The sequence below is a fragment of the Pseudofrankia inefficax genome (genome assembly GCF_000166135.1).
Classification (GTDB): Bacteria; Actinomycetota; Actinomycetes; order Frankiales; family Frankiaceae; genus Pseudofrankia; species Pseudofrankia inefficax.
On sequence record NC_014666.1, the window covers coordinates 8,428,753 to 8,454,466 of the forward strand.

The 25,714-nt window shown below is 72.7% G+C and carries 21 protein-coding genes; 10 read left to right on the plus strand and 11 right to left on the minus strand.

All coding sequences use genetic code 11. The features are described 5' to 3' along the window. Window positions 1-19 precede the first annotated feature (19 nt). Window positions 20-754: an NUDIX hydrolase gene (locus FRAEUI1C_RS34245; protein WP_013427981.1), complete on the plus strand. Its 735-nt coding sequence runs from the start codon at window positions 20-22 to the stop codon at window positions 752-754. Between the two features lie 116 nt (window positions 755-870). Here the strand turns inward: FRAEUI1C_RS34245 and FRAEUI1C_RS34250 are convergent, their stop codons facing one another. From FRAEUI1C_RS34250 to FRAEUI1C_RS34265, 4 genes are all read right to left on the minus strand, one after another. Continuing rightward, window positions 871-1,851: a DMT family transporter gene (locus FRAEUI1C_RS34250; protein WP_013427982.1), complete on the minus strand. Its 981-nt coding sequence runs from the start codon at window positions 1,849-1,851 to the stop codon at window positions 871-873. A gap of 34 nt (window positions 1,852-1,885) precedes the next feature. Further along, window positions 1,886-3,187 (minus strand): MGDG synthase family glycosyltransferase, encoded by a 1,302-nt coding sequence (locus FRAEUI1C_RS34255; RefSeq protein WP_013427983.1) that lies wholly within the window; start codon window positions 3,185-3,187, stop codon window positions 1,886-1,888. After that, complete coding sequence (locus FRAEUI1C_RS34260) at window positions 3,187-4,320, minus strand: NAD-dependent epimerase/dehydratase family protein (RefSeq protein WP_013427984.1); 1,134 nt, start codon at window positions 4,318-4,320, stop codon at window positions 3,187-3,189. The genes FRAEUI1C_RS34255 and FRAEUI1C_RS34260 overlap by 1 nt, the downstream gene beginning before the upstream one ends. Before the next feature lie 166 nt (window positions 4,321-4,486). Then, the gene (locus tag FRAEUI1C_RS34265) at window positions 4,487-5,617 is read right to left on the minus strand and encodes a DegT/DnrJ/EryC1/StrS family aminotransferase (RefSeq protein WP_013427985.1); all 1,131 of its coding nucleotides are present in this window, start codon (window positions 5,615-5,617) and stop codon (window positions 4,487-4,489) included. A gap of 765 nt (window positions 5,618-6,382) precedes the next feature. On the opposite strand from FRAEUI1C_RS34265, the gene FRAEUI1C_RS34270 reads away from it, so the two are divergent. The 8 genes from FRAEUI1C_RS34270 (at window position 6,383) to FRAEUI1C_RS34305 (ending at window position 15,572) form a co-directional block, all read left to right on the plus strand. Beyond that, on the plus strand, window positions 6,383-7,222 hold the full coding sequence (locus tag FRAEUI1C_RS34270; protein ID WP_013427986.1) for an amidohydrolase family protein: 840 nt from the start codon (window positions 6,383-6,385) through the stop codon (window positions 7,220-7,222). A gap of 171 nt (window positions 7,223-7,393) precedes the next feature. Further along, entirely contained in the window at window positions 7,394-7,903 is a 510-nt protein-coding gene (locus FRAEUI1C_RS34275) for an MSMEG_0572/Sll0783 family nitrogen starvation response protein (RefSeq protein WP_013427987.1), read from the plus strand. Continuing rightward, window positions 7,903-9,171, plus strand: a complete 1,269-nt coding sequence (locus FRAEUI1C_RS34280) for an MSMEG_0568 family radical SAM protein (protein WP_013427988.1) — start codon at window positions 7,903-7,905, stop codon at window positions 9,169-9,171. The genes FRAEUI1C_RS34275 and FRAEUI1C_RS34280 overlap by 1 nt, the downstream gene beginning before the upstream one ends. Window positions 9,172-9,177: 6 nt before the next feature. Next, the gene (locus FRAEUI1C_RS34285) at window positions 9,178-10,677 is read left to right on the plus strand and encodes an MSMEG_0567/sll0787 family protein (RefSeq protein ID WP_013427989.1); all 1,500 of its coding nucleotides are present in this window, start codon (window positions 9,178-9,180) and stop codon (window positions 10,675-10,677) included. A 105-nt stretch (window positions 10,678-10,782) separates the two neighbouring features. Then, window positions 10,783-11,688 carry a carbon-nitrogen hydrolase family protein gene (locus FRAEUI1C_RS34290; RefSeq protein WP_013427990.1) on the plus strand — a complete coding sequence of 302 codons (906 nt, stop codon included), beginning with the start codon at window positions 10,783-10,785 and terminating at the stop codon, window positions 11,686-11,688. A gap of 62 nt (window positions 11,689-11,750) precedes the next feature. Then, complete coding sequence (locus tag FRAEUI1C_RS34295) at window positions 11,751-13,355, plus strand: FAD-dependent oxidoreductase (RefSeq protein WP_041259825.1); 1,605 nt, start codon at window positions 11,751-11,753, stop codon at window positions 13,353-13,355. After that, window positions 13,352-14,545, plus strand: coding sequence for an MSMEG_0565 family glycosyltransferase (locus FRAEUI1C_RS34300; protein WP_013427992.1), 1,194 nt, complete (start codon window positions 13,352-13,354; stop codon window positions 14,543-14,545). The genes FRAEUI1C_RS34295 and FRAEUI1C_RS34300 overlap by 4 nt, the downstream gene beginning before the upstream one ends. Window positions 14,546-14,684: 139 nt before the next feature. Further along, window positions 14,685-15,572 (plus strand): alpha/beta fold hydrolase, encoded by an 888-nt coding sequence (locus tag FRAEUI1C_RS34305; RefSeq protein ID WP_013427993.1) that lies wholly within the window; start codon window positions 14,685-14,687, stop codon window positions 15,570-15,572. Window positions 15,573-15,582: 10 nt separating this feature from the next. Here the strand turns inward: FRAEUI1C_RS34305 and FRAEUI1C_RS34310 are convergent, their stop codons facing one another. The 7 genes from FRAEUI1C_RS34310 to FRAEUI1C_RS34340 all read right to left on the minus strand — a co-directional run bounded on the left by FRAEUI1C_RS34310 (window position 15,583) and on the right by FRAEUI1C_RS34340 (window position 24,056). Further along, window positions 15,583-16,452 carry an alpha/beta fold hydrolase gene (locus FRAEUI1C_RS34310; RefSeq protein ID WP_013427994.1) on the minus strand — a complete coding sequence of 290 codons (870 nt, stop codon included), beginning with the start codon at window positions 16,450-16,452 and terminating at the stop codon, window positions 15,583-15,585. After that, window positions 16,452-17,783: a DUF427 domain-containing protein gene (locus tag FRAEUI1C_RS34315; protein ID WP_232425227.1), complete on the minus strand. Its 1,332-nt coding sequence runs from the start codon at window positions 17,781-17,783 to the stop codon at window positions 16,452-16,454. Before FRAEUI1C_RS34315 ends, FRAEUI1C_RS34310 begins: the two co-directional genes overlap by 1 nt. Before the next feature lie 168 nt (window positions 17,784-17,951). Next, on the minus strand, window positions 17,952-19,031 hold the full coding sequence (locus tag FRAEUI1C_RS34320; RefSeq protein ID WP_013427996.1) for a LacI family DNA-binding transcriptional regulator: 1,080 nt from the start codon (window positions 19,029-19,031) through the stop codon (window positions 17,952-17,954). 190 nt (window positions 19,032-19,221) lie between these two features. Further along, window positions 19,222-20,664 carry a GH1 family beta-glucosidase gene (locus tag FRAEUI1C_RS34325; protein WP_013427997.1) on the minus strand — a complete coding sequence of 481 codons (1,443 nt, stop codon included), beginning with the start codon at window positions 20,662-20,664 and terminating at the stop codon, window positions 19,222-19,224. Next, window positions 20,661-21,581 carry a carbohydrate ABC transporter permease gene (locus tag FRAEUI1C_RS34330; RefSeq protein WP_013427998.1) on the minus strand — a complete coding sequence of 307 codons (921 nt, stop codon included), beginning with the start codon at window positions 21,579-21,581 and terminating at the stop codon, window positions 20,661-20,663. Before FRAEUI1C_RS34330 ends, FRAEUI1C_RS34325 begins: the two co-directional genes overlap by 4 nt. Beyond that, window positions 21,578-22,624, minus strand: a complete 1,047-nt coding sequence (locus FRAEUI1C_RS34335; protein WP_013427999.1) for a carbohydrate ABC transporter permease — start codon at window positions 22,622-22,624, stop codon at window positions 21,578-21,580. Before FRAEUI1C_RS34335 ends, FRAEUI1C_RS34330 begins: the two co-directional genes overlap by 4 nt. Before the next feature lie 169 nt (window positions 22,625-22,793). Continuing rightward, window positions 22,794-24,056, minus strand: a complete 1,263-nt coding sequence (locus FRAEUI1C_RS34340) for an ABC transporter substrate-binding protein (RefSeq protein WP_041259826.1) — start codon at window positions 24,054-24,056, stop codon at window positions 22,794-22,796. A 393-nt stretch (window positions 24,057-24,449) separates the two neighbouring features. Between FRAEUI1C_RS34340 and FRAEUI1C_RS34345 the strand changes: the two genes are divergently transcribed. After that, window positions 24,450-25,649 carry an ABC transporter ATP-binding protein gene (locus FRAEUI1C_RS34345; protein ID WP_013428001.1) on the plus strand — a complete coding sequence of 400 codons (1,200 nt, stop codon included), beginning with the start codon at window positions 24,450-24,452 and terminating at the stop codon, window positions 25,647-25,649. Window positions 25,650-25,714: the final 65 nt, after the last annotated feature.

Genomic DNA, 25,714 nt, shown 5'->3' on the forward strand with positions numbered 1-25,714 from the left:
AGGCGGTAGGGTCGGTTCCATGACAGTGCAGCCTCCGGCACCGGTGGTGTTGGCGGTCGACCTCGTCGTGCTGACCCTGCGGGACGACGAGCTGTGCACCCTGCTCGTCCGGCGCGCGTACCCGCCCTTCGCGGGTCGGCTGGCCCTGCCCGGCGGGTTCGTCGGCCCGGACGAGCAGCTGCGCGAGGCCGCGACCCGGGAGCTCGCCGAGGAGACCGGGGTCCGTCAGCAGCCCGGCCATCTGGAGCAGCTCGCGACCTACGCCGACCCGGGCCGCGACCCGCGCGGCCGGGTGGTGTCGGTGGCGTTCCTGGCGCTCGCGCCCGACCTGCCCGACCCGGTGGCCGGCACGGACGCGGCCGCGAGCCACTGGGCCCCGGTCCGCCCGCTGCTCGCGGGCGGCCCGCTCGCCGGCGACCAGCCCGACGCGCTGGCGTTCGACCATCTGGAGATCCTGCGGGACGGGGTGGAGCGAGCCCGCGCCAAGATCGAGTACAGCCCGGTGGCCACCGCGTTCTGCCCGCCGGAGTTCACCGTCGCCCAGCTGCGCCGGGTCTACGAGCTGGTCTGGGACACCCGCCTGGACCCACGCAACTTCCACCGCAAGGTGACGTCGTCGGCCGGGTTTCTCGTCCCCACCGGCCAGACCAGCCGGGTGGACGGCGGCCGGCCAGCCGAGCTGTTCCGCCCCGGCGCCGCGCCGCTGCTACATCCGGCGATGCTGCGCCCGGCACCGCACCGGCAGCGGGGGTAAGAGACGGTGGGGTAACAGACGGCGGGGCAGCAGCTGGACGGCCGGGCGCCCGGGCGATCGGGGGGTGAACCCGGGCGGCCGGCCTGAACCATTGATAACAGTAAGCACACGGGCGGTCACGCTTTGGTGGCCGGCGTGCCATCTGCGCGACGGGTGCCCCCAGGGCGCGGCATACCGGCCGATTGTCCGTCACCCTCGGCCACGGCGGCCACCCTGTCCCGCGCGAGGCCCGCGATCCCGGCGGCGATGAGCACCAGCGCGGCGACGAAGGCGACGAGGTGCGGGCCGGTCGGGACCGGCTCGTCGAACAGCGTCAGGCCCAGCACCACCGGCAGGAAGGCGGAGATGCCGCTGGTCACCGGGAAGGCGATCACCGCGGCCTGCCCCTGCAGGCCGCGCTGCTCCAGGCCGATCGCCAGCACGGAGAACACGATCAGCAGGTAGAAGGCCGGCCCGCTCAGCAGATCGAACACGTAGGAGGCGATGGGATCCCCGCTGGAACGACGCTCGTCGAGGGCCAGTCCGAACTGGCGGGTCGCGAGCGTCGCGATCGCGTAGGCGACCCCGGCCGCGACGCCGAACAGGAACGCGGCGGTCGCCACCCGTCCCCCGAGGGCGGCGCGGTTCGCGCCGAGCGCGGCCAGCAGCGCGAAGACCAGCCCGGTGGACAGGAACAGCAACAGGACCTTCGTGCTGGCCATCGACCCGACCCCGCCGTGGCGCGCGAACGCGTAGGCGAGGAGCGCGACCCCCGCGACCATCAGGCAGATCGCCGCCGCCCCTGCGTGGCTGAGGTGCTCGCGCAGCGCGTGACCGGCCAGCAGGGTGAAGACGATCATGTCGAGCGCCATCACCGGGCCGACGAGCGCCACCGGCGCGACCGACAGTGCGTACACCTCCAGCAGGAAGGCCGCCGTCTCCACCGCGAGGCCGGCCAGCCACAGCGGCCGACGGACGAGCCGGGCCAGCAGGCCGAGCCCGAGGCCGCGGCCGGCGTCCTCGCGGCGAGCCGCCTTCGCCTGCACCAACGGCGCGACCCCGTACAACGCCGCCGAACCGATCGTCGCCGGCAGCCCGTACCCGATTGCCGCGCTCACCGACCTCCCCCGCCGAGCCTTCGAGAAGCGTCGGTCACCGACCAGGGGTCAGGCCGACGAGGGCCAACGCCTTGCCAAAGGCGTCTTCCCACTCCCGGGGACCGCGGGTGACCCGAGTGGTCGGCGGCCGCACCCCGTCGAGCGCGGCCAGCACCGAGCGGGTGAGCGCGCGCGGGTCGCGGCCGGCGATCTCGGCACCGCCCTTCTCCAGCTCCCCCTGCAGGTTGTCCCGGCCGTGGCCCGGCACGACGTCCAGCAGCAGCAGGTCGCGACCGACGACCCGCGCCTCGCTGCACGTGTCGCCGGACGAGGTCACGACCAGGTCGGCGGCGGCCATGAGCTGGGGAATCCGGTCGGTGAAGCCAAACGGGATCACCCGGTGCTCGCGCTCGGCCAGCGCCGCGAGCCGGCGGGCCAGCTTGGCGTTGTGCCCGGCGACGGCGAAGACCCACACGCCTGCCGCCGCCATCGCCTCGGCCGCCGCGACCAGCGGGCCGAGGCCCCAGGCACCGGACATCAACAGCACGCAGCGCGCCTCCAGCGGGATGCCGAAGGCGAGCCGGGCGTCCCGCTGCGTCGGCGCCTCGTAGAACGGGGCCCGCACCGGCGTCGGGACGACAGCGATCTCGGCACGCGGGTGGAACCGGCGGACGTAGCGCATCGCGGTCGGCGAGGTGACCAGGTAGAGGTCGGTGTTCTGATGCACCCACAGCCGGTGCGGGCAGACGTCCGTGCAGAACACCACCGTGACCAGGCCGGGGAAGTCGGCCTTGACCCGGCTGGCGGCGGCCGCGCCGGTGGCGAAGACGGAGATGACCACGCTCACCGGTTCCCGGGTCAGCTCGTCGCGCATCCGCGGCACCAGGAAGCGGCTGGACAGGGCGTCGATCGCGGTCGCGATCCGGCCGCCGGTCCGCAGCTGGTTGAAGTGGAACGCGTCGTAGAGGCCGGGGACCTCCAGCATCCCGCGGAACACCGCCTCGCCGAGGCGCCCACCGGGCCCGCCGAGCATCCGCAGGCTGTCCAGCGTGCGGACCCGCATCTGCCGGGCCTCCAGCGAGGAGGCACAGGCCTGGGCCATCACGTGGTGCCCCATGCCGAGCGAGCCGGTCAGCAGCAGGGCACCCCCGCTCGGGCGCGGGCGCGCGAACGGGACGTCGAACCCGCGCATCCCTGGGTACGGGCCGCCGGCCGACCGGGCCTGTCTCGCCTGCCCGGGTGAGGTTCCCGAGTCGGGCAGGGTCGGCACGTCCTCGGGCCGGAACGGGACCGTCGGGACCTGAGCCGGATCCCCGATCCGGGCGCCACGGGCGGGCCAGGCGGACTCGGCCGCCATCACCGCTCCACCGGGCTCGCCGCCAGGCCGGCGCGGCGCGCCGACGGCGTGGCCGGCGCGCCGTCCTGCCGGCTGGGCTCGCGGGCGGTCGCGTCGTCGGCCGGCGCTGCCGGGACAGCCGGCCTGCGCGGCCGCCCGGCCGGCGACCCGTCGACGCCCGCCTGATCCGCCCGCTTGCCACTCTTCCCGTCGGCCCTGTTGGCGCGGTACCACTCGACGTACTGGCGCACCCCGTCGTGGAACGTCGTCGTCGGCCGCCAGTCGAGCAGCCGGGCGGCCCGCTCGGCGGACACCTCACGGCCGCGGTAGTCGCCGGGCCGGGCCGGCACGTGCTCGATCTCCACGCCAGGGAAGTGGGCCCGCACGGCCTCGGCCATGTCGAGGACGCTGATGCGCTCGGCGCCCTCCAGCGCGATCGTCTCGTTCTCGGCGGCGGGCGCGGTCAACGCGCGGACATGCGCGTCGGCCAGGTCACGGACGTACACGTACCGGCGGAACTGGCGACCGTCACCGGCGACCGTGAGCGGCTCGCCGGCGACCGCGCGGGCGACGAAGCGGGCCAGCACCAGCTCGTCGCGCATCCCGGGACCGTACGGGATCCCGTAGCGCAGGATCGTGAACGGCAGGCCGTAGGTCTCCCGGTAGCTGTGCAGCAGCAGCTCGGCCGCCAGCTTGGTGGACGTGTAGATATGACCGGCCCGGCCGAGCTCGATGACGGAGTCCTCCGTCAGGCTCTCGCCGCCCGCCGCCCCGACCTCGGGCCTCCCGTCGGCGTCGGGCACGGCGCCATAGACCCAGACGGTGCTGGCGAACAGCACCCGGCGCACGCCGGTCCGGCGGGCGGCCTCGCAGACGTTGCCGGTGCCCTCGACGTTGAGCCGCACGGTGCCGACCGGGTCGGCGAAGGCCAGGTCGACGTTCGACATGCCGGCGATGTGGAAGACCGCGTCGCAGCCGTCGAACGCGCCGGCCACGGCCTCGAGGTCGAGGACGTCGACCACCCGGTGATCGGCCCGCGTGTCGGCGCCGTTCACGGCCAGGTCCAGCGCGCGGACCTCGTGGCCCGCGTCGAGCAGCCGGTCGACCACGTGCGCGCCGATGAAGCCGGAACCGCCAGTAACAGCAACTCGCATGTCAGTGCTCCAAACGGGGGAACCTCCGCCGGGACGGCCGGACGAGAACGACCGCGACGGCGACGGCTCGCGGATCTGCGCGGGAGACGGGAGAAGTCCGGCTCGCGACGGCCGAGGACGTGCGTCACGCGTCGAGCCGCCGGTCGGCAGTCTGCCCGGACTTTCCTCAGCCGGTCAGCAACTGCGCTCTCAGCGCCCCGGAGAGGCCGGTCAGAACGTGGTCGGCCTCGGCGTCCGTCATATCCGAATGGATGGGCAGGCAGATATGCCGGGCGCAGACGTCCTCGGCGACGGGAAGCGTCCCCGCGGCGAGGCTCTCGAAGACCGGCTGCTGGTGCAGCGGGGCCTCGTAGACCTCGCCGGCAAGACCCACCCCATGCTTTTCCTTGAGCTCCTTGCGCAGAGATGTCCGGTCGACACCGGAACTCGGCAGCACTATGTACTTGTAGTAGTTGTTCACGTCGGCGGGCGGCGTCCGCGGCCGTTCCAGACCGGGGTTGGCGTCGATCGCCGCGTCGTAGCGCGCGGCGATCCGAGCCCGGACCGCGAGAAACTCCGGCAATCGGCGCAGATGTACGAGCCCGGTGACGGCATGGATCTCACTCATCCGCCACGCGTAACCCTGCCGAATGTGGACGTTGCCCAGGAAACCTGCTTTCCCCTGGTCCCGGTAAAGAAGCGCCTCATCCCGGATCCGGTCGTCGGAGGTGACGATCATGCCGCCCTCGCCGCTGGTGATGACCTTCGTCGGGTAGAAGGAGAAGGCCGCGGCGACGCCGAACTGGCCGGCGTACCGGCCGGCGCGCTGGGAGCCGTGCGCGTGCGCTGCGTCCTCGACGAGGGCCAGTCCACGCTTGTCACACAGCGCCCGCAGCGCGCTGACGCCGGCCGGGATGAGCCCGCCGACATGGACGACGACGACGGCCTTCGTCCGCTCGGTCAGCACCTCGGCCACCGTCTCGGCCGACAGCGCGAAGGTGTTCGGGTCTACGTCCGCGAACACCGGTCGCCCACCGGCCCGCTGCACGGCGAAGGCGGTCGCCGCGAAGGTGTTCGTCGGCAGCACGACGTCGGCCCCCGCCACGTCCACGGCCCGCAGGATGATCTCCAACGCGGCCGTCCCGCTGTTCACCGCGATCGCGAACGGAGCGGCGTGCGCCCGCGCGAAGGCGTTCTCGAACTCACGGGTGTACGGGCCGAGGGTGAGCTGACCGGTGGCCAGGATTTCGGCCGTCGCCGCCGCGATCTCGGCACGGTCCGCCTCGGAGAAGACGATTCTCGCCGCTGGCACCTGCACCGGTTCCCCCAGTCTTCCCGATCGCTGTCTCCCCGATCGCGCCTCGCACCGATTTCGGGTGCTCGCGGCCGGCCAGGTTCCTAAGCTCCCGGACCGCCGACCGCCCGGATCGCCGACGGCGCGGCACCGCTCGGAGGATCCTCGATCCGCCCCCGTTCGACACCGGCGCCGTCAGCAGACGTTAACCGCTCTCGGCCACTGCGGCCCGTCGTATCCGTCGCGCGAGATCCGGAAGCCCCGACTTTGCCGGACCGTTTGGCTTGCTCCGGCCCTTTCCCGGCACCTCGGCCGAAAAAGGGCTGACGAGAACAAAAAGAACCGCCGTCAGGAAAGACGAGAGCGAGACGCGGCCCGGCCGGTCCAACTTAGCCCGGCGGCAATAGCGCGCAGAAGTTCGAGAACACGCGGAAGCGAACAAAAGGTCCGCAAACATATGGACGCCCCGACAGTCCATTGACTCCTGACGTACGGGGGGAACGCAGGAGATCCGGTCCATCGGGGCGTGGGTTCACACTACGTCCCCCGAACGTCCAGGTGGATGGGACCAAAGTCTCTACTTTTACCTCTAGGCGGACAGACCACTTCTACGCTCCGAATTGGTTTGACAACTTTCCGCAACGCAAGTTCCATCCTCACCAACCGCATCTGGAATTCCAGCAGGTAGACGCGCCCGATCAGATCGGCGATGGCACCTTTGGGTCACCATCTGGTAACTGTGTTCGCTCAGCTGCCTCACGGAAACGATTGTCTGCTTCACTGTCAGGTGTGCCGCTGCGAGAGGTGCGCGACGCGCACCGACATCTCGGAGTACTCCCCGCCTTCGGCTTCTACGGCGGGCCGCCGGTGACGCCGGATGTCTCGGCGCGTGGCACCCTCGCCGAGCTGCGCGCCGACCTGGACCGCGAAGGCACCGCCAGGGCACTGGTCATCCCGAACTACGGGGTCCCGGACGTGGCGGTCACCTTCGGCTTCAACGAGCTGTGCGTCGAGGCCGCGCAGGCCGACGACCGGATCCGGGCCGGCCTGTGGGTGTCGCCGCGACCGGCGGACGCGGCGCTGACCGAGCAGGCGCTCCAGCTCGCCGGTGAACGGGGCGTCGCGGCGCTGAAACTGAGCTTCCTGCTCGGCGGCCGCGCCGACGCCCCGGACTGCGCACCCCAGCTGGACGCGATCTTCGCCACGGCGGCGGCGCGCGACCTGGTGGTGCACGTCCACACCTCACCAGGAGCCGCCTCCGACATCGACGTCGTCGGGCATCTCGTCGACCGGTACGCCGACGACGTGCGCATTCACCTCGTGCACCTCGGTGGCGGCGTGAGCGGGCACATCAAGCTGATCGGCGGCCGGTTCTTCGACTGGGTCGCCGCCGGCAAGCGGGTCTACACCGATACCAGCTGGGCGGTCGGCTTCGCGCCCCGCTGGCTGGCCACCGAGATCGAACGGCGCGGCCTCGGCCACGACCGGCTGCTGTTCGCCAGCGACGAGCCCTGGGGCGACCACCCGGGCGAACTCGCCCGGCTGGCGGCGGCCGTCGGCGACGGGGAGCTGGCCCGGCACGTCTTCACCGACAACTTCGACACCCTCTACGGCTGCCACTCGCCCTGACCGGCCCGTCACCGAGGCTCGCCACCGGCGATCGCCGACCGAGGGCCGGCCGGCCCGCCCTCAGGCCCACAGCGGGATCACAGACCGGTGGGCGATCTCCACTTCACAGTTGAACCGTGCCAGAAGGATCAGAACTACCCAGGCCGCTGAGTAGAAGGGAAGTCGCCCCCGATGGAGCTGACCGAGCTGGAGCAGCAGAGCATCGCCGAGGTCCCGCACCCGTCACTGCCGCCCGGCAGCAACCTTTACGGCTCAACCAAGATCTTTCCTGACTACCAGGCCGAGAACGGCGAGAGCTACCTGACCCTCATCCACGGCATCGCGCACGAGTCGTCCGTGAGCTTCGTGGCGATCCTGCAGGCGACCCGGGCCCTGCGGAAGGGCTTCGAGTCGGTCATCTACTTCTACGGGCCGGGCGCGATGAACGCGATGGCGACCCGGGGCTTCCCACACACCGGCGACTCCGCGTTCGCCGGCGAGCACAACATCAACAATCAGCTGGAGACCTTCATCAAGGAGGGCGGGAAGGTCTACGTCTGCCGGTTCGGCCTGTCCCTGCACGGGCTGCGCGAGGAAGACCTGATCGAGGGCGTCATCCCGGCGCATCCGCTGGACATCCAGGACTGCGTGATCCATTACGCCCGCAAGGGCGCCGTCATCAACTCGACCTACATGTTCTGATGACGCTGCCGCCCACCCCCTCCGCGGCGAGCGTCAACGCAGACGGCGGCCCCGCGGCCGCGACCACCCGCCCCGCGACGGCCGGCCAGGCCCGTCCCCCCGACCTCACGACCGACCACCTCACGACCGACCACCTCATGACGGACAAGGCCAGCGCGGCCCTCACCGCGTCGGCCGACCTCGACACCGGCTCGCGGCTCGCGGCTGCCCGACCGGCGAGCCTGGAGACCCGGGTCGGCCTCGCGGTCCACGGCGTGCGGCTCACCGCCCCGGTGAGCCGGCGGGCCGGAGCCGGCCCGAGCGACGACGGGCACGTCGTGCTCGGCGGCCGCGGCGTCGCGCTGCCGATCGTGGCGACGAGCCGGTACGAGGTCAGCGGCGACCGGCTGCTGTTCGAGGGCACCGACCTCGGCATCCCCGTCGAGCCGGTCCGCCGGCCCCGGTTCTACGACCTCACGACGGCCGACGGCATCCGCTACGAACAGCTGGCCCGGCTGCACGGCGCCGACGTGCTGGCGACCACCGTGCTGCAGACCTGCGTCCGCTACCAGGAGGCGGACCGCTGCCGCTTCTGCGCGATCGAGGAGTCGCTGCGCGCCGGGGCCACCACCGCGCGCAAGACCCCGGCCCAGCTGGCCGAGGTCGCCGAGGCCGCGGTACGCCTCGACGGCGTGCGGCAGCTGGTGATGACGACCGGCAGCACCGCCGCGCCCGACCGCGGCGCCCGGCTGCTGGCCGAGGCGGTCCGAGCCGTGCTCGCGGCGGTTCCGGGCCTGCCGATCCAGGTCCAGTGCGAGCCCCCGGCGGATCTCGGGGCGATCCGGGAGCTGCGCGAGGCAGGCGCGAGCGCGATCGGGATCCACGTCGAGTCCCTGGACGACGCCGTCCGCGCCCGCTGGATGCCAGGAAAGGCGACCGTCCCGTTGGCCGCCTACGAGGCCGCGTGGACGGAGGCGGTCCGCGTCTTCGGCCGCAACCGGGTCTCCACCTACCTGCTCATCGGCCTCGGTGAGGACCCGGATGAGCTCGTCGCCGGCGCCGAGCGGCTCATCGGCCTGGGCGTCTACCCGTTCGTCGTCCCGTTCCGGCCGATCGCCGGCACCCTCGCCGCCCGCGACGGCGCCAGAGCGCCGGACCAGGCGGTCGTGGCGGACGTGACCCGCCGGGTCGCGGCCGCCCTGCGGGCCGCCGGGATGCGCGGGGCCGACCAGACCGCGGGCTGCGCCGCCTGCGGTGCGTGCTCGGCGCTGCCCGAGGCGGGGGGCTGAGGACCGATGGTGGGCGCACTGCTCGCCGGTGACCCGGTCGCGGCCGGCCCGGTCGCCCCGGCCGGCCTGTCCGGGCGACCGGGACCGGTGGACACGCTCGCCGTCTGGGGTGATCCCGGGACGCTGCGCCGCCGCCCGCCCTACCGGATCGAGCGGGCGCACGACGCCGCCACCATCGCCGCCTACCACCGCCTGCGCCGGGCGGTGTTCGTTGACGAGCAGGGCCTGTTCGCCGACGGGCCGGCCGGTGACCTGGACGAGACCGACGAGGATCCGCGCACGACCGTGCTGGTCGCCCGGGCAGTCGGCGGGCCCCAGGAGGGCCAGGTGATCGGCGGCGTCCGGCTCGGCCCGACGGCGGCCTGGCCGGGACCGGACATCGGCTGGTGGCAGGGCGGCCGGCTCGCCGTCCGGGCAGCCGCCCGCCAGCGCTACGCCGGCGTCGGCGGCGCGCTGGTCAGGGCCGCGTGCGCGCACGCGGAGGCGGCCGGCGCACTGCGGTTCGACGCGACCGTCCAGCAGAGCCGGGAACGGTTCTTCGGCCGGCTCGGCTGGATGACGGTCGGGCCGACGACGGTCAACGGCGCCCCGCACGCGCTGATGCGCTGGCCGATCCACCGGGTCGCCATGCTCGCCGCGATCACCAAGGCGCCGCTGGGGGCGCTGCTCGGCGGGCTGCGCCCGGGCGGCACCGGCTTCGTCGGCGACGACGGCGCCCCGGTGCCGGGAACCGACATGGTGGCCGCCTGCGACGCCATCCTGCCGGCGATGGTCGACCGGGACCCGTTCTGGGCCGGCTGGTGCGGGGTGCTGGTCAACCTGAACGACCTGGCCGCGATGGGCGCCCAGCCGCTCGGGCTGCTCGACGCGGTCGCGGGGCCGACGGAGTCCCGGGTCAGCCGGGTGCTGGCCGGGCTGCGGGCGGCTTCCGACGCGTTCGCGGTGCCGATCCTCGGCGGGCACAGCCAGCTCGGCGTGGCGTCGTCACTCGCCGTCACCGCCGTGGGACGGGCCGAGGAACCGATCCGGGCCGGTGCCGGCCTGCCGGGGCACGTCATCACCGTCACCGCCGACCTGGCCGGCGGCTGGCGCCCCGGCTACACCGGCCGACAGTGGGACTCGACCTCGACCCGGCGGACCGCGGAGCTGCGCGGCATGCTCTCGCTCACCGTCCGCCACCGGCCGGTCGCGGCCAAGGACGTCAGCATGGCCGGGATCGTCGGCACCCTCGGCATGCTCGCCGAGTCCAGTGGCTGCTCGGCCGAGATCGACGTGGCGCGGGTGCCACGGCCGGCCGGAGTACCGGCCGGCGACTGGCTGACCTGCTTTCCCGGCTTCGCCATGGTCACGGCGGACGTCCCGGAGCGGCCGATGCCCGCGATGTCGCAGGCCGTCTCGGCCTGCTGCGGGCGGCTGGTGCCCGGCTCCGGCGTCTCGCTGCTGTGGCCGGACGGCCTGCGGACCCCCGTTCTCGGCGGCCACGTCACCGGGATGGGGCCCGCATGATCCAAAGCCAGAGCCCGGACGGTACCCGGGTTCGGGAACGAGACGGCCGACCTTCGACGGCTTGTGGTCGGCTGAGGACAGCGGTGGGGGGCAGGGGACCTGCGGATGAGCGTCATGACCATCGGGGTGGTGTCCGATTCGTTCGGGCGGGACCTGGCCACGTGCTTCGAACAGGTGGCCCGTTACATCGAGAAGGCGAGGGCGCAGGGCGTCCAGCTGCTCGCCCTGCCGGAGGCGGCGCTCGGCGGCTACCTGCCGGAGCTCGGCTCGACCGACGACCCAGGGGTCGGCGAGCCCGCACCGTTGCTCGCGGCCGACGGGCCGCAGATCGCCCGCCTGGTCGAGCTGGCCGGCGACATGATCGTCTGCATCGGCTACTCGGAACGGGCCGGAGCGCGCCGCTACAACAGCGCCGTCTGCGTCGGCGGCGGCGAAGTGCTCGGGCGTTACCGCAAGGTGCACCTGCCCCTGTCCGAGGGTGCTTCGTACGACGCGGGCACCGGATTCCACGCGTTCGACACGCCGCTCGGGCGGATCGGCATGATGATCTGCTACGACAAGGTCTTCCCCGAGGCGGCCCGTGGCCTGGCGCTCGACGGGGCGGAGATCATCGTCTGCCTGTCAGCCTGGCCGATGGCGCGCACCAAGCCGGCCGACACGCCGGCCGGCGATCGCTGGCGCTTCCGATTCGACACCTTCGATGTGGCCCGCGCGTTGGAGAACCAGGTGGTCTTCGTGTCGGCGAACCAGGTCGGCCGGTTCGGGACGCTGACGTTCGTCGGCAACTCGAAGATCCTGCACGCGGACGGCACGGAGCTCGCCGCGACCGGCGAGGAGCCAGGGATGGCCGTCGCCCGCCTGGACGTCGACGAGGCGCTGTTCGTCGCCCGGCGCGGCCTGAACCACCTGCGCGCCCGGCGCCCGGACGCCTACGACACCCAGTGCCTGCTGGCCGGCGAGCCGCTGCTGCGCCAGCCACCCCGGCTCATCCCGCCGGCACGCACCGGCTGACCCGTTCGCCGGCTGACCCACGTGCCGGCTGACCCACTGTCTGCAGGGAGACGATGCCCGCCATGACCCTCGCGGCCACCGAACGTGTCGTGATCGTCGGCGCCGGCGCCGCTGGTCTGCTGGCCGCGGTGTTCCTCGCCCGTGCCGGCCGCCAGGTGCTGGTCGTCGACCGGGACGCCGCCACGCCGCCCGGGGCGGGCGAGCCCCGGCCGGGGGTGCCACAGGCGCGCCATTCGCACGCCTACCTGGCCCGGTTCCGGGCGCTGCTCACGCAGCGGGCGCCGGACCTGCTGGCCCGGCTGCTGGCCGCGGGGGCGCGCGAGATCTCGCTCGCGCGGACCGCTCCCGCCGAGATCCGCCGGTCCCTGGCGGCCGCCCCGGCCGGGCCGGGTGCCGGCGTCCCGGGGCTGCCCGCCGATGCGGGCGAGCTGGTGGTGCTCGGCGCCCGGCGCTCCCTGCTCGACGACGTGCTGCGCACCGCGGCGCTGGCCGAGCCTGGGGTCACGATCCGGGACGGCTGCCGGGTCACCGGCCTGGTGACCGCCCCGGCCTCCGCTGGCGGGGTGCCCTGGGTACGCGGCGTGCGCCTCGCCGACGGGACCAGCATCGCGGCCGACCTGGTCGTCGACGCGGGCGGGCGGCGCTCGCCACTGCGGGACCTGCTCGCGGCGACCGGCGCGCCGCTGCCGGCCGGGCTGGAGGCGCCGTGCGGCATCACCTACTACTCGCGGTTCTACGCCCGGGGTGGCGACCGCTCGCTCGCCACCGAGCTCAACCGCGGCCACACCGCGGGCGCGTCCTTCGACCGCTACTCCTGCCTGGTCTTTCCGGCCGACAACGACGTCTTCTCGGTGACCTTCGGCGTGCTGCCAGAGGACGCGGAGCTGCGGGTGCTGCGCCACGGCGCCGCGTTCGACGCGGCGGTCCGGGCGATCGGCCCGGTCGCGCCCTGGCTGGACGTGAAGCCGGCCCTCGCTCCCAGGGAACTCGACCCCACGGAACTCGACCCCGCGGAACCGGCCGCCGAACCGCTGGGCCCGGTCGCCGCGATGGCCGGGCTGCACAACCGGTTCCACCCCTGGGTCGCCGACGGCCAGCCGGCGGTGCTGGGCCTGCTGCCCATCGGCGACGCCGCGATGATCACCAATCCGGCCCACACCCGGGGCACCACGCTCGCCGCGCTCACCGCCGCGTGGCTGACGGACGTCGTCACCGGCACGCCCGACCCGGCCGAGCGCGCGCTTCGCCTCGACGCCACCATGCGGGCCGAGGCACTGCCCTGGTACCACGACTCCCTCGCCCAGGACGCCGCGCGCCTCTCCCGCTGGCGCCCGTCGACCGCCGTCGCCCCTGCTCCCCGCAGCCCGGACGAGGCCGGTACCTACGAGGCCGGCGCGGGCCCGCAGGCGGTGACGAACGGGGAGGCCTTCCTCGCCTCCGCCCGCGACCCGGTCGTCTGGCACGCGTTCACCCGGCTGCAGAACCTGCTGGCCCTGCCCTCGGACGTGCTCGCCGACCCGGGGATCGTCGCCAGGGTCCGCGCGGTCCAGGCGTCCGGCTGGCGCCCCGTGCCGGCACCCGGGCCCAGCCATGCCGACCTCGTCGCGACGGCGGGGGCCGCGCTCGCCCGCGCGGGCGGCAGCCAGGCCCCGGACGGGTCACCGTGAGCTGGACCCCCGGCGACGGCCCGCTGCGGATCGCGTTGCTGACCTACTCGACGAAGGCGCGCGGCGGGGTCGTCGCCACTCTCTGCCTGGCCGAGGCACTGGCCCGCGCCGGCCACCGTGTCGACGTGTGGACCCTCGCCCGCGGCGGTGATGGCGCCTTCTTCCGGCCGGTCGACGCCGGGGTGACGGTCCGCGCGGTGCCGTTCCCTGACCGGGCGGGCGAGTCCGTCGGAGACCGGGTGCTGCGCTCGATCGAGGTCCTCGGCGCCGCTTTCGGAGATCATCACTCGGCGGCCGGCGGTGACGACGCGACCGGCGGGTATGACGTCATCCACGCGCAGGACTGCATCAGCGCGAACGCGGTGCCGGACTGCGTACGGACCGTCCACCACCTCGACGCGTTCACCACGCCGGAGCTGGTCACCTGCCACGAACGGGCGCTGCGCCGGCCGTTCGCGCATGTCTGCGTGTCGGCGGCGGTCGCGGTGGAACTCGCGGCCGGCTGGGGCATCGAGGCACACGTGATCCCCAACGGAGTCGAGTCGGCCCGGTTCGCCGCCGCGGCCGGCCCGGCGGCGGCCGGGGCCCGGGCCAGGTGGCGCGGGCGGCTCGGCCGGTACGTGCTGGCGGTCGGTGGAATCGAGCCGCGCAAGGGCACCGTGGACCTCGTCGAGGCGATGTCCCTGCTGCGTGACCGCCTCCCGGCCGGTGAGCCGGCGCCAGCGCTGGTCGTCGCGGGCGGCGAGACGCTGTTCGACTACCGGGACTACCGCGCCCGGGTGCTGGCCCGGGCCGCCGAGCTGGGCGTCGAACCCGTGCTGCTCGGCCCGGTGGACCACGCGGAACTCCCGTCGCTGGTCGCGGCGGCCGCCGTGTTCGCGTTCCCGTCCGTCAAGGAGGGCTTCGGCCTGGCCGCGCTGGAGGCGCTGGCGGCCGGCGTGCCGGTGGTGGCCAGCGACCTGCCAGTGCTGCGGGAGGTCTTCGCCGGTGCCGTCAGCTTCGCCGACGGGCCGGCGGAGCTCGCCGCGGCGCTCGCCGCGTCCCTCACGGCCCCGGACCCGGGGCGTCGCGCGGCCGGCGACTCGCTCGCCGCCCGGCACAGCTGGGACGCGGCCGCGGCCGCCCATGCCGAGCTGTACCGCGGTCTCCTCGCGCAGCGGCGGCCGGCCGTCTCTCCCACAGGTCCCTGAGGCGACTGTCCACGAAGGTGTTGACCATGCCTTGGCGGCGTTAGGCTCACCAGGCAGGATGGTTCGGTCCGACCCGGACCTTCCAGCAGACCTAGCAGCGCGCGGGCAGTCGACAAGCCGAAGAGGCGGATAGCGGGAGATGAACGAGGAAGCGCCGCCCTGGTACGACCACGCGTTGGACGACCGGCCCGAGCACTTCGAGGTCGAGGTCCAGGGCGCGCGGATCACCTACCGATGCTGGGGCGGGCCACCCGAGCTGCCGGCCATCGTGCTCGTGCACGGTGGTGCCGCGCACGCCGGCTGGTGGGACCACATCGCCCCGCTGATCCCGGACGAGTACCGGGTCGTCGCGCTGGACCTCTCCGGGCACGGTGACAGCGACCGGCGCGACGACTACACGCTGTCCATGTGGGCGGCCGAGGTCATCGGCGTGATCGACGACGCGGGCATCAGCTCACCGCCGATCGTCATCGGGCACAGCATGGGCGGCTGGGTCACGATCACCACCGCGGCGGAGCACCCGGACCGGGTCGCCGGCATCGTGCTCATCGACTCGCCGGTCACCGAGTTCACGCCGGAGGAAGCCGCGGCGCGCGACCGGACGGCGTTCGGGCCGCTGCGGGTGTACACGACCGCCGCCGACGCGCTCGCCCGGTTCCGCACGGTCCCGCAGCAGACGCACACCCTGCCCTACGTGATCGAGCACATCGCGCGCGGCTCGATCGGCTCGGTCGAGGGCGGCTGGACCTGGAAGTTCGACCCGAACGTGTTCGGCAACCGGACCCCGGCGCCCGAGGCGCTGCACAAGGTCCACTGCCGCGTGGCGCTGTTCCGGGCCGAGAACGGGCTGGTCACCTCGGACATCGGCGACCAGATGTACAACCTGCTCGGCCGGGTCGCCCCGGTGATCGAGATCCCGCTCGCCGGCCACCACGTCATGCTCGACCAGCCGCTCCTGCTGGTCACCGGCATCCGTACGATCCTGGCCGACTGGGAGCACTCCTCCCCCCAGGAACGCACCGACTGAGCCTCGGCGCTTAGGCGAGTGCTTCCTGGGCCCACTTGCGCAGGGTTGGGGCCAGGAGGGGCCAGCGGGTGAAGGCGCTGCCGGCGGTCGCGGCCTCGGCCTGGCGTTCCAGGTACTCGCGGTCGCCCCACGGCGGCTCGACCAGCCGGGCGTTCGGGAGCAGGTCGGCGACGGCCTCGGAGGTCGCCCTCGGGTGGAACGGGTCGCTGGCCCCACCGCGAAAGATCAGCGCGGGCGCGGTCACCGCGCGGGCCTCGGCGTCGGTGAGGCCGGGCACCCGCTCGTCGGACCTGGGGGCGTAGGCCGTGATCCAGCGCTGCAGGGTCTCCAGGAACTCGGCCCGGTCCGTGTCGAGGATCCGCTGGCGGTTGCCGGGGTTGGCCGCGATCGTCCCGGCCCACTCGGGCAGGTCGGCGACGGCGGCCAGGTCCCGCGTCCAGGCCGTGGTGATGCTCGCGGTGTAGTAGGCGTTTCCCAGCAGCATGAGGCCCATCGGCCCGCCGCTGATCCACCAGAGCGCCAGGCCCGCGGCCACCTCGGGGTGCCGGGCCGCGGTCAGCAGCGAGACGCGGGTGCCGACGGTCGCGCCGGCCAGCACCGCGGGCCCGAGGTCGAGGTGGGTGAGCAGCCCGGCGAGTGTGTCGGCGTGCAGCTCGGGCTCACTCGCCCCGGCGAAGCACACGTCGGACGCACCCGAGTTGGGCTTGTCCCAGACGAGAGCCCGGTCGCCGTCCGCGACCAGCGCCGCGGCCAGCTCGGCCACCCCAGGGGTCTCCCTGGTGAACCGCCCGCCCGTCGTGATCACCCACAACGGCCCGTCGTTCTCGGCGCCGACCAGCTCGTAGGCGACCCGCAGCCCGTCGACCGTCGCGAACGCCATCAGATGGCGGTCTTGTCACTGTGGTGGAACCTGGCCTCCAGGCCACGCAGGGTCGCGTCGACGGTGAACGACGCGACCAGCGCACCCGCCTCGGTGTAGACCCGGCATTCCGCGTGCGCCATCCCGTCGCCGACGAACGTCGAGTGGTGGTGGTAGCGCATCCACTGGTCGGCCCGGATGTCGGCGTGCAGCGAGATCCCGATCGCGCTGATGCCCATCGACAGGGTGCGGTGGGCCTGGTCCTGGCCGAAGCCGGCGTGCGGGCGCATCGCGGCGGCGAGCGACATGTGCCCGGTGAACTGGGCGAGCAGGCCGGCGTGCAGGGCCGGGTCGGCCGGTACCTCGCGGAACCTCACCCAGGCGTCGAGGGTCGGCGGGCCGACCGGCGCGTTCGAGTCGTTGTTGTACGCCGCGTCCACGACCCGCAGATCACGACCGGTGACCGACATGTCGTAGGGAACCGCGTCGTACGGTCCGGCGACCGGCGGCGTCGCGTCCTCGTGCCGGAAGACGTCGGCCGCGGTGACGTCGAGCAGCATGTTGACGCTGGCCCGGCGCCTGCCGTCCTGGCTGACATGGACCAGCACCGCGCTGAACGTCCGGCCGGAGCTGAGGTCCTCAAGGTCGAACTCAAGGGGAAGCCTGGTGTCGGCGACGCGGTACATCGTCAGCTGCGCCGACACGACGCGACGGCCGCCGGTGTGCCGCATCGCGGCGACGATCGCCTGGCCGAGGATCTGGCTCGCCTCGACGACCGACCGGGCCGCGAACGGCCGGATGGCGCTCACCTGGCGGCGCTCGCCGACGGCCCGCAGGTCCATCATGTCGATGAGGTCGGCGGCGTCCCCCCAGTTCGGGAACTGCTTCACGGACGCCTCGCGGGGGTCCTCGCCCGCGACGAGGTCGACGATCTCGACGCGCACCCGGTCGTGGTCGAAGGCGACCAGCTCCGCGAGCCAGTCCAGGCCGGGCGCCGGTTCGGTGAAGCTCCACACCGCGTCCTGGCCGTCGACCAGGCCGTCGCCGCCGGCGTGCTCCGGGTCCTCCCACTCGGGCCGCGGCGCCGGCGACTTCCCGTCGAGCGTCCAGAGCCGGGCGGTGCCCTTGACCGGGCAGACGGCCTGGCCACCCGCCGCGCCGACCAGCTCGAACCGGACATCCGCGGTCGGGAAGTACAGCTCGGGCGACCGTCCGGGCTCGGTCACCCGGACGGCGGCCGTCGACTCGGCGACCAGCCGTCCATCCCACCAGGCCCGAGCCCGATATCGACACGGAACGTGGTCAATCGCCTGCGCCGAGTCCGGTCCCGCGTCGTTCGTCACTGGCAGCACGTCCCGAAAGGCTAGTACCCACCACCCCCACACGCCCGTTCTGCGCCGCCCTCTACCGCGGCCACCCGAAACCACGCAAGGTAACCAATCACGTACGGCTGTACGGCCCGTAGAACCCCGAACGCGCCCCTCCCGGTAGCCGGGGAACCCCGTTCGGGACGACCCGCCTCAAGCGGAAGCGCGGATGACCAGCTCGGTGGGCAGGATCAGCTCTCGGGGTTCGCCGTCCGGATCCGCGATGCGGGCCAGCAGCAGCTGGACCATCTCCTGGCCCATCAGCTCGACCTGCTGGCGGACGGTGGTCAGCGGCGGGTCGGCGTAGGCGGCCAGCGCCGCGTCGTCGAAGCCGACTACGGCCACGTCGTCCGGCACCCGCCGCCCGGCCGCCCGCAGTGCGCGCAGCGCGCCCAGCGCCATCAGGTCCGACGCCGCGAACACGGCGTCCAGGTCCGGGTGCTCGGCCAGCAGCCGCTCGGTCGCGGCCTGCCCGCTGGCCTCGGTGAAGTCGCCGACGACCACCCACCCCGCCGCCGCGTCGCCGCCGGCGGCGCGCACCGCCTCGGTGTAGCCGCGCAGCCGGTCGACGCCGACGCTCATGTCCGGTGGGCCGGCGACGGTCGCGATCCGGCGGCGGCCGGTGGCGAGCAGATGGCCGACGGCGTCGCGGGCGCCCCCGACGTTGTCCGCGTCGACGTAGTCGACCATCCGGCCGGTCAGCAGCCGCCCGGCCATCACGAGCGGCACACCGGCCGCGGCGATCGCGTTGGGCATGATGTCGTCGCCGTGCAGCGAGATGAGCAGCACGCCGTCGACGTGGCCGTTGCCGACGTAGCGCAGCGCCCGGTCCCGCTGGGCCTCCCCCTGGGCCTGCAGCAGGACGAGCTGCAGATCGGTGGGGCTCAGCGCCCGGTTGACGCCGCGCAGCACGCTCGCGAAGAACGGGTCGGAGAACACGGTGTCCGGTCGTTCGTGGACGATCAGCACGAGGGTGTCGGTCCGGCGGGTGACCAGGCTGCGAGCGGCCCGGTTCGGCACGTAGCCGAGCTGCGCGATCGCCGCGGTGACCGAGGCCAGGGCCTCCGGAGACACCCGAGACGACCCGTTGACCACCCGCGAGACGGTCGCCCGCGAGACCCCGGCGAGCTCCGCGACCTCCTCCAGCGTCGGCGCCCGGCGCGGAGCCGGGCCGGGGCCGCGCGACTCGCCGGAGGTCCCGCTCGGATCGGCCAGGCCGACCGCCCCGCTCATCGCTCCCCCCTTCGTCGCGGCCGCCCCGACCTCAGCCAAGCCCCCGCCCGCTCGCTTGCTCCTGCGCTCACGGCGTCCCGGGTTCGCTCCGTCGCCGCACTCCCTACGGCCTCGTCCTCGTCCCTCGGACGAGACCTCCGCTCGCTTGCTCCTGCGCTCACGGCATCCCGGGTTCGCTCCGTCGCCGCACTCACGCTGTCCCGTTTGCGGCGCGGTGGTCGCGGATCAGCCGGGAGTACCACAGCGCGCTCGACTTCGGAGTGCGGACCAGGGTCTCGAAGTCGACGTGGATCACGCCGAACCGCATTTTGTATCCCTCAGACCACTCGTAGTTGTCCAGCAGCGACCACACGAAGTATCCCCGGACATCCACCCCGTCTCCGACGACTTCCCGCACGACGTCCAGGTGCTGGGCGACGTAGCGCAGCCGCCCCGGGTCGGGCACATCACCGTCGGCCGCCGGCTCGTCGAGGAAGGCGGCGCCGTTCTCGTGTATGTACCAGGAGGTGCCCGGATAGTCGGCGTCGAGCCGCCGCAGCAGCGCGGCGTAGCTTCGTGGCCGGATCGGCCAGCCCAGCGCGGTCACGTCGTCGGTCGACTTCACCCGGGTCAGGTCGGCGCCGCCGACGAACGGCATCGGTGCCGGGTCGGGATCCGGGCCGGGGACGACGATGTGCGGGGCGTAGTAGTTGACCCCGATCCAGTCGAGCGGCGCGCCGATGCGCAGCAGGTCGCCGGGCTCGACCGGCAGTTCGGCGCCCACCTTGGCGAAGTCCGCGACGACGTCCTCGGGGTAGCTGCCGCGCAGCAGCGGGTCGAGCCAGAGCCTGATCGTCTGGCCGTCGACCAGCCGGACCAGGTCCCGCGCCGCCGGCGAGTCCTCGGGCGACTCCGCCGGGATGAGGTTCAGGGTGATGCCGACGTCGCCGACCCCGCGGGCACGCAGCGCCTCGACGCCGAGGGCGTGGCCGAGCAGCAGATGGTGTACCGACCGGACGGCCGCATGTGTGCTCTGGACGCCGGGCGCGTGCCGGCCGGTCAGATGCCCCTCGAATGCGGAGCACCACGGCTCGTTGAGGGTGGACCAGTGCTTCACCCGGTCGCCCAGCGCGGTCGCCACCTGGTCGGTGTAGTCGGCGAACCGGTGGGCCGTCTCCCGGCTGGCCCAGCCGCCCAGATCCTGCAACGACTGCGGCAGGTCCCAGTGGTAGAGGGTCAGCCAGGGATCGAGGCCGGCGGCGAGCAGTTCGTCAACCAGCCGGTCGTAGAAGCCGAGCCCAGCCCGGTTGACAGCCCCGGACCCGGTCGGCATGACCCGCGGCCAGGCCACCGAGAACCGGTAGGCCTCGAGGCCGAGGCCGGCCATCAGCGCGATGTCCTCGCGATACCGGTGGTAGTGGTCAACCGCGACCGCGCCGCTCTCCCCGTTGCGGGTCTTGCCCGGGGTCCGGGCGAAGGTGTCCCAGATGCTCGGGCCGCGCCCGTCCTCCGTGGTGGCGCCCTCGATCTGGTAGGCCGAGGTGGCCGCGCCCCAGACGAAGCCCCCGGGCAGGCCGGTCGCGATCCGGGCGGCAAGCTCGTCGGTCTCGGGCGTACCCGCCGCCCCGATCGCCGAGGCAGTACTGATCGTCATCCCTTGACCGCGCCTTCCATGATTCCACTGATGATCTGACGGCCGAACACGATGAAGACGACGATCACGGGAAGAGTCCCGATCGCGGTGCCCGCGAGGACGAGCGTGTTGTCGCGGTAGTAGCCAGCGGACAGGCTGCTGAGCGCGACCTGGACCGTGGGGTTCTGCGGGCTCAGCGCGATCAGCGGCCACATGAAGTCGTTCCACGCCTGCATGAAGGTGAGCAGGCCGAGCACGGCCATCGCCGGGCGCAGTCCCGGCAGGACGACGTGCCAGTAGAGGCCGAGCGTCGAGCAGCCATCCATCCGGCCGGCCTCGAGCAGCTCGTCCGGAATCGCCTGCTCGGTGTACTGACGCATGAAGACCACGCCGAACGCGGTCACCGCGGTCGGGACGATCACGGAGATCAGGTGATTGGTCCAGCCGAACTTGTGCATCTCGATGTAGAGCGGGATGACCCCGAGCTGAACCGGCACCATCATCGTTCCGATCACGATGAGCAGCAGCGCGTTACGGCCGCGGAACCGCAGCTTCGCGAAGGCGAACCCGGCCAGCGAGCAGAACAGCAGCGTGCACAGCGTGATGGACGACGCGACCAGGAGCGAGTTGGTCAGGGCCTTCCCGAACCCGACCGTGTCGAAGACCCGGCGCAGGTTCTCGAAGAAGTGCGGGCCCGGGGTCAACGGCGGGGGGACCTTCGCGACGTCCGCGTTCGTCCGGGACGGGACCAGGAACGTCCAGTAGACCGGGAAGATCGAGATCAGCAGGATGACGATCAGGAACGGGTAGCGCAGCAGGCCAGGGCGCCGCGCGCTCGGGTCGATGTCGCGGCGGCGGCGCGCGCCGCGGGCGGCAGGCCCCGGCGGGCCGGTCGGGGGTACCGAGGCCCCGACGGGCTCCTGGGTCGCGACGCTCATCGGGTCCCTCCCGGGGTGTCGTCCGCCCGTAGGCGCCGGACGCGGCGGGCGCGGCCGGCCTGCCGGGCGCCGCCGACCAGCGCTCCGCCACGGGTGATCAGGTACGCGCCGCCGGCGAGCAGCACCGTCAGCAGGAACATCAGCCACGCGACCGCCGAGGCGTAGCCGAAGTGGTAGAGGTGGAAACCCTCCTCGTACATGAAGAGCGCCAGTGTCTGGAACTGCCGGCTGGTGCCGCCGGTGACGCTGCCGGGCGTCGTCTCGAACAGCAGCGGCTCGGTGAACAGTTGGATCTGGCCGATGATCGAGACCAGGCCGGTGAAGGCGATCGTCGGGCGCAGCGCCGGCAGCGTGACGTGCCACAGCTGGCGCCAGGTACCGGCGCCGTCGATCGCGGCCGCCTCGAACTGCTCCTTCGGGATCGCCTGCATCGCCGCCAGGTAGATCAGCGCGTTGTAGCCGGTCCAGCGCCAGATCACCATCGAGGAGATCGCGATCTTCGAGCTCCAGGTGCCGGCCTCCCAGTTGATCCGCGGCAGGCCGACCGTGTGCAGCGCCCAGTTGAAAAGGCCGTAATGGAAGCTGAAGAGCTGCCCGAACACGAGCGTGACCGCGACGATCGAGGTGACGTTCGGCAGCAGGACACCCATCCGGAACAGCGTCCGGCCCCGGATCCGGGAGTTCAGCGTGTGCGCCAGGACCAGCGCGAGCACCAGCTGGGGAATCGTGCACATGAACATCAGCAGGAACGTGTTGCGGACCGCGTGCCAGAAGTACGGGTCGGCCATCAGTTCGCTGTAGTTGCGCAGCCCGATCATCTTTCCGCTGTGCGAGCTGAGCATGCTGCGGTCGTGCAGCGAGACCCAGAACGTGTAGAGCATCGGGAAGAGGCCGAACACCGCGAAGAGCAGGAAGAAGGGGGCGACGAATCCGTACGGGGCCGTCACGCCGGTCACTCGCCGGATTCCGGAGCGGACCGCGCTCGGGCGGCGCCGGGGTGGCGCGGCGTCCGCGGTGGACGCCGGGGTTACGAGGGTGGTCACCGGGATTCCTCCGGTCCGGGGGCTCCGCGCGGCGGGCTTTCCCGCGATGTGTCGACAGTGCGGAAATCGGGTCGGGCTGGCGCCCCGCGCCGGGGGCCGCGCGCACCAGGGGCGGGGTGCGCGCGGCCGGCCGGCGGGGATCGACGGCCCGGGTCAGGCGGTCAGCGGGTCAGCGTGCGGCCCGTTCGGCGTCCGAGACGGCGGCTGTCCAGGCGGCCGCCGGATCGGTGTGCTTCTGCTCCATGTTCTGGATCTGCGCCTCGATCGCCGCCCGGATGGCGCCGTGCTTGGGTCCCTGGTACTGCGGGGTCAGGGAGAGCGCGGACTCGCCGAAGATCTTGCCGGTCGGCGCGTTGAGGAAGTACGGGTTGGTGAAGCTCTGAACGGTCGGGTCGTTGACGCCCCCGACGGTCGACGGCACGTTGCCGACCGACTTGAAGACCTTGACCTGGTTCTCCGGCTCGGTCAGGAAGTCGACCAGCTCGGCGGCGAGCTTCTTGTTCTTGCTCTGCGCCGGGACCGTCAGCCACGAGCCGCCCCAGTTACCGCCCTTGCCCGGGACCGCTGCGACGTTCCAGATGCCCTCGCCGGGCTTGGCCTGCTGGATGTTCGCCATCATCCAGGCGGGGCAGGTCAGGGTGGCGAACGCGCCGTTCGCGATCGCCTTGGTCCAGTCGTCCGAGAAGGAGACCAGGCCGCCGGACAGGCCGCCCTGGATCGCCGCCGCGGTCGAGTCGAACGCGGCCTTCACGCCCGGGTTGGTGCCGACCTCGACGTCGTCGGTTCCCGGCTTGTAGTAGCTCTCCTTGAGCTGGAAGACCTGGGCGTTGTAGACGTTGGTCCCGGTGTCGAACCAGGTCGCGCCGGTGTTGGCGGCCTTGAACTTCTGGCCGGTCTGGAAGTATGCGTCCCAGGTCGGCCACAGCGCGGCGACCGCGGCCGGGTCGGTGGGCAGGCCGGCCTTCTGGAAGAGCTGGGTGTTGTAGCACATGGCCAGGCCGCCGACATCGGTGCCGAGGCCGAACAGCGACTTGCCGTCGGTCGACTCGCCCATGGTCCACTTGTAGCTGCCGTAGTCGGCCTTGCGGCTGGCGAGGCCGTAGTCGTTCAGGTTCGCGAACAGGTCCGGGGTCGCCTTGAACTGGGCCATGAAGCCCTCGTCCACGGCCTCGACGTCGCCCGCGCCCGACCCGGCGGCGAGGTGCTTGACCAGGTTGTTGTGGTGGGTGTTGTACTCGCTGATGTTTTCGACGATCTTGACGCCCGGATGGCTGGCCTCGAACGCCGCGTACAGGCCGGCGTCCTTGTAGCCGAACGTGCTGAAGTCGTTGACGACGAGCGTCGTGCTCTTGTTGCCGCCTCCTGCTCCGTTGTCGCTGCTGCCGCCACAGGCCGTCGCCACCAGCGCCGTGACCAGGAATGCCCCGGTCATGGCCGCTAAGCGACCGCGTTGTGCCCTCATGAAGCCCTCCCTCTGGCTTCACGCCCACCGCACTGATCGCGTGTGAGCGCTCTCATGGCTTCGGAACTGTGATGCGTGGTTGCGCTGGTGTCAAGGGCCAGTTGCCCAGAGATGTCTCGCGCACTTTCAGGCGTCGATCGACTACCCAAAGCACATCCGGCCATCGTCTGGACGCGGCCGGACCCGCCGTGTCACCCTTTGCGGCACGCCGTCAGACCGGGACGACTGGGGACTCCCTCCCTCACCGTCCAGCCATCGGTCTGACCAGCGCGGCCCGCTGACGGGCCGCGCTGGACACCGGCGCACCGTTCGCATGCGCGCCCGGCGCCGAGCCCGCCGGGGGTGGAAGGGAAGAGGGAGCCCATGTCCACGATCGAGCTTCGCGATGTCTCGCTGACCTACGGCGTCGGCCCGGTCCTCGACAACATCAGCCTGTCCGTCGAGGACGGCGAGTTTCTGGTGCTCGTCGGGCCTTCCGGCAGCGGCAAGACCACCGCGCTGCGGATCGTCGCCGGCCTGCTGAGCCCGACCTCCGGCCAGGTTTTCGTCGGCGGCGAGGACGTCACCAGGGTGCCGCCGGCGGAGCGTGACCTGGCGATGGTCTTCCAGAGCTACGCGCTGTACCCGCACATGACCGTGCGCAACAACATGGCGTTCGGGCTACGGCTGGCCGGCGTCTCCCGCAAGGAGCGTGACGAGCGGGTCGAGCGCGCCGCGAAGATTCTCGGCCTCACCGAGCTGCTCGACCGCCGGCCGAAGGCGCTGTCCGGCGGGCAGCGTCAGCGCGTCGCGATGGGGCGGGCGATCGTGCGGGAACCCCGGGCCTTCCTGATGGACGAACCCCTGTCGAACCTGGACGCCAAGCTGCGCACCCAGGTCCGCGCGCAGATCGGCCGTATCCAACGCAACCTCGGGATTACGACGCTCTACGTCACCCACGACCAGATCGAGGCCATGACGATGGCCGATCGGATCGCGGTGCTGCACGAGGGCCGGCTCCAGCAGCTCGGCACACCCGACGAGCTGTTCTCCCAGCCGGCGAACGTCTTCGTCGCCGCGTTCATCGGCAGCCCGGCCACCAACCTGATCCCCGGCACGCTGACCACGGCGGACGGGCAGACGGCGCTGCGGGTCGGCGGCCAGACGCTGGTGCTGCCGGCCGAGCTCGCGGCCGCGGTCACCGCCGCCAGTACGCCGGAGGTGCTGGTCGGCGTCCGGCCCCACGACGTGGAGACCCGGCCACCGGACGCCGCGGCGCTCACCCTGGAGGTCGACGTCGACCTGGTCGAACGGCTCGGGACCGAGACGCTCGTGCATGGGGAGATGGTCACCGGCTCGGTGAGCGGGGCCGCCGCCCAGGCCGCGCACGCGCTGACCGCGGCGGATGACGGACTGCCCACGGACCCGGACCGGCACCGGTTCACGGCGGCGCTCGACGCACGAACCGAGGTCAGCGCCGGCAGTCGGCTGCCGTTCTACGTCGCCGCCGCCCGCCTGCACCTTTTCGACGCCGAAACCGGCGTGACGCTGCGGGCTGACCGCAAATCCCTGGCGGCGGTCTGACGGCGCTTCGCCCGGCAGAGACGAACTCGCCGCCGGTTCCGTTTCGCGGAGCCGGCGGCGAGTGG

Coding starts and splice junctions, on each gene's coding strand:
- FRAEUI1C_RS34245 (WP_013427981.1), top strand. CDS start 20: ATGACAGTGCAGCCTCCGGCACCGGTGGTGTTGGCGGTCGACCTCGTC.
- FRAEUI1C_RS34255 (WP_013427983.1), bottom strand. CDS start 3,187: ATGGCGGCCGAGTCCGCCTGGCCCGCCCGTGGCGCCCGGATCGGGGAT.
- FRAEUI1C_RS34260 (WP_013427984.1), bottom strand. CDS start 4,320: ATGCGAGTTGCTGTTACTGGCGGTTCCGGCTTCATCGGCGCGCACGTG.
- FRAEUI1C_RS34275 (WP_013427987.1), top strand. CDS start 7,394: ATGGAGCTGACCGAGCTGGAGCAGCAGAGCATCGCCGAGGTCCCGCAC.
- FRAEUI1C_RS34280 (WP_013427988.1), top strand. CDS start 7,903: ATGACGCTGCCGCCCACCCCCTCCGCGGCGAGCGTCAACGCAGACGGC.
- FRAEUI1C_RS34285 (WP_013427989.1), top strand. CDS start 9,178: ATGGTGGGCGCACTGCTCGCCGGTGACCCGGTCGCGGCCGGCCCGGTC.
- FRAEUI1C_RS34290 (WP_013427990.1), top strand. CDS start 10,783: ATGAGCGTCATGACCATCGGGGTGGTGTCCGATTCGTTCGGGCGGGAC.
- FRAEUI1C_RS34295 (WP_041259825.1), top strand. CDS start 11,751: ATGACCCTCGCGGCCACCGAACGTGTCGTGATCGTCGGCGCCGGCGCC.
- FRAEUI1C_RS34305 (WP_013427993.1), top strand. CDS start 14,685: ATGAACGAGGAAGCGCCGCCCTGGTACGACCACGCGTTGGACGACCGG.
- FRAEUI1C_RS34310 (WP_013427994.1), bottom strand. CDS start 16,452: ATGGCGTTCGCGACGGTCGACGGGCTGCGGGTCGCCTACGAGCTGGTC.
- FRAEUI1C_RS34320 (WP_013427996.1), bottom strand. CDS start 19,031: ATGAGCGGGGCGGTCGGCCTGGCCGATCCGAGCGGGACCTCCGGCGAG.
- FRAEUI1C_RS34325 (WP_013427997.1), bottom strand. CDS start 20,664: ATGACGATCAGTACTGCCTCGGCGATCGGGGCGGCGGGTACGCCCGAG.
- FRAEUI1C_RS34330 (WP_013427998.1), bottom strand. CDS start 21,581: ATGAGCGTCGCGACCCAGGAGCCCGTCGGGGCCTCGGTACCCCCGACC.
- FRAEUI1C_RS34340 (WP_041259826.1), bottom strand. CDS start 24,056: ATGACCGGGGCATTCCTGGTCACGGCGCTGGTGGCGACGGCCTGTGGC.
- FRAEUI1C_RS34345 (WP_013428001.1), top strand. CDS start 24,450: ATGTCCACGATCGAGCTTCGCGATGTCTCGCTGACCTACGGCGTCGGC.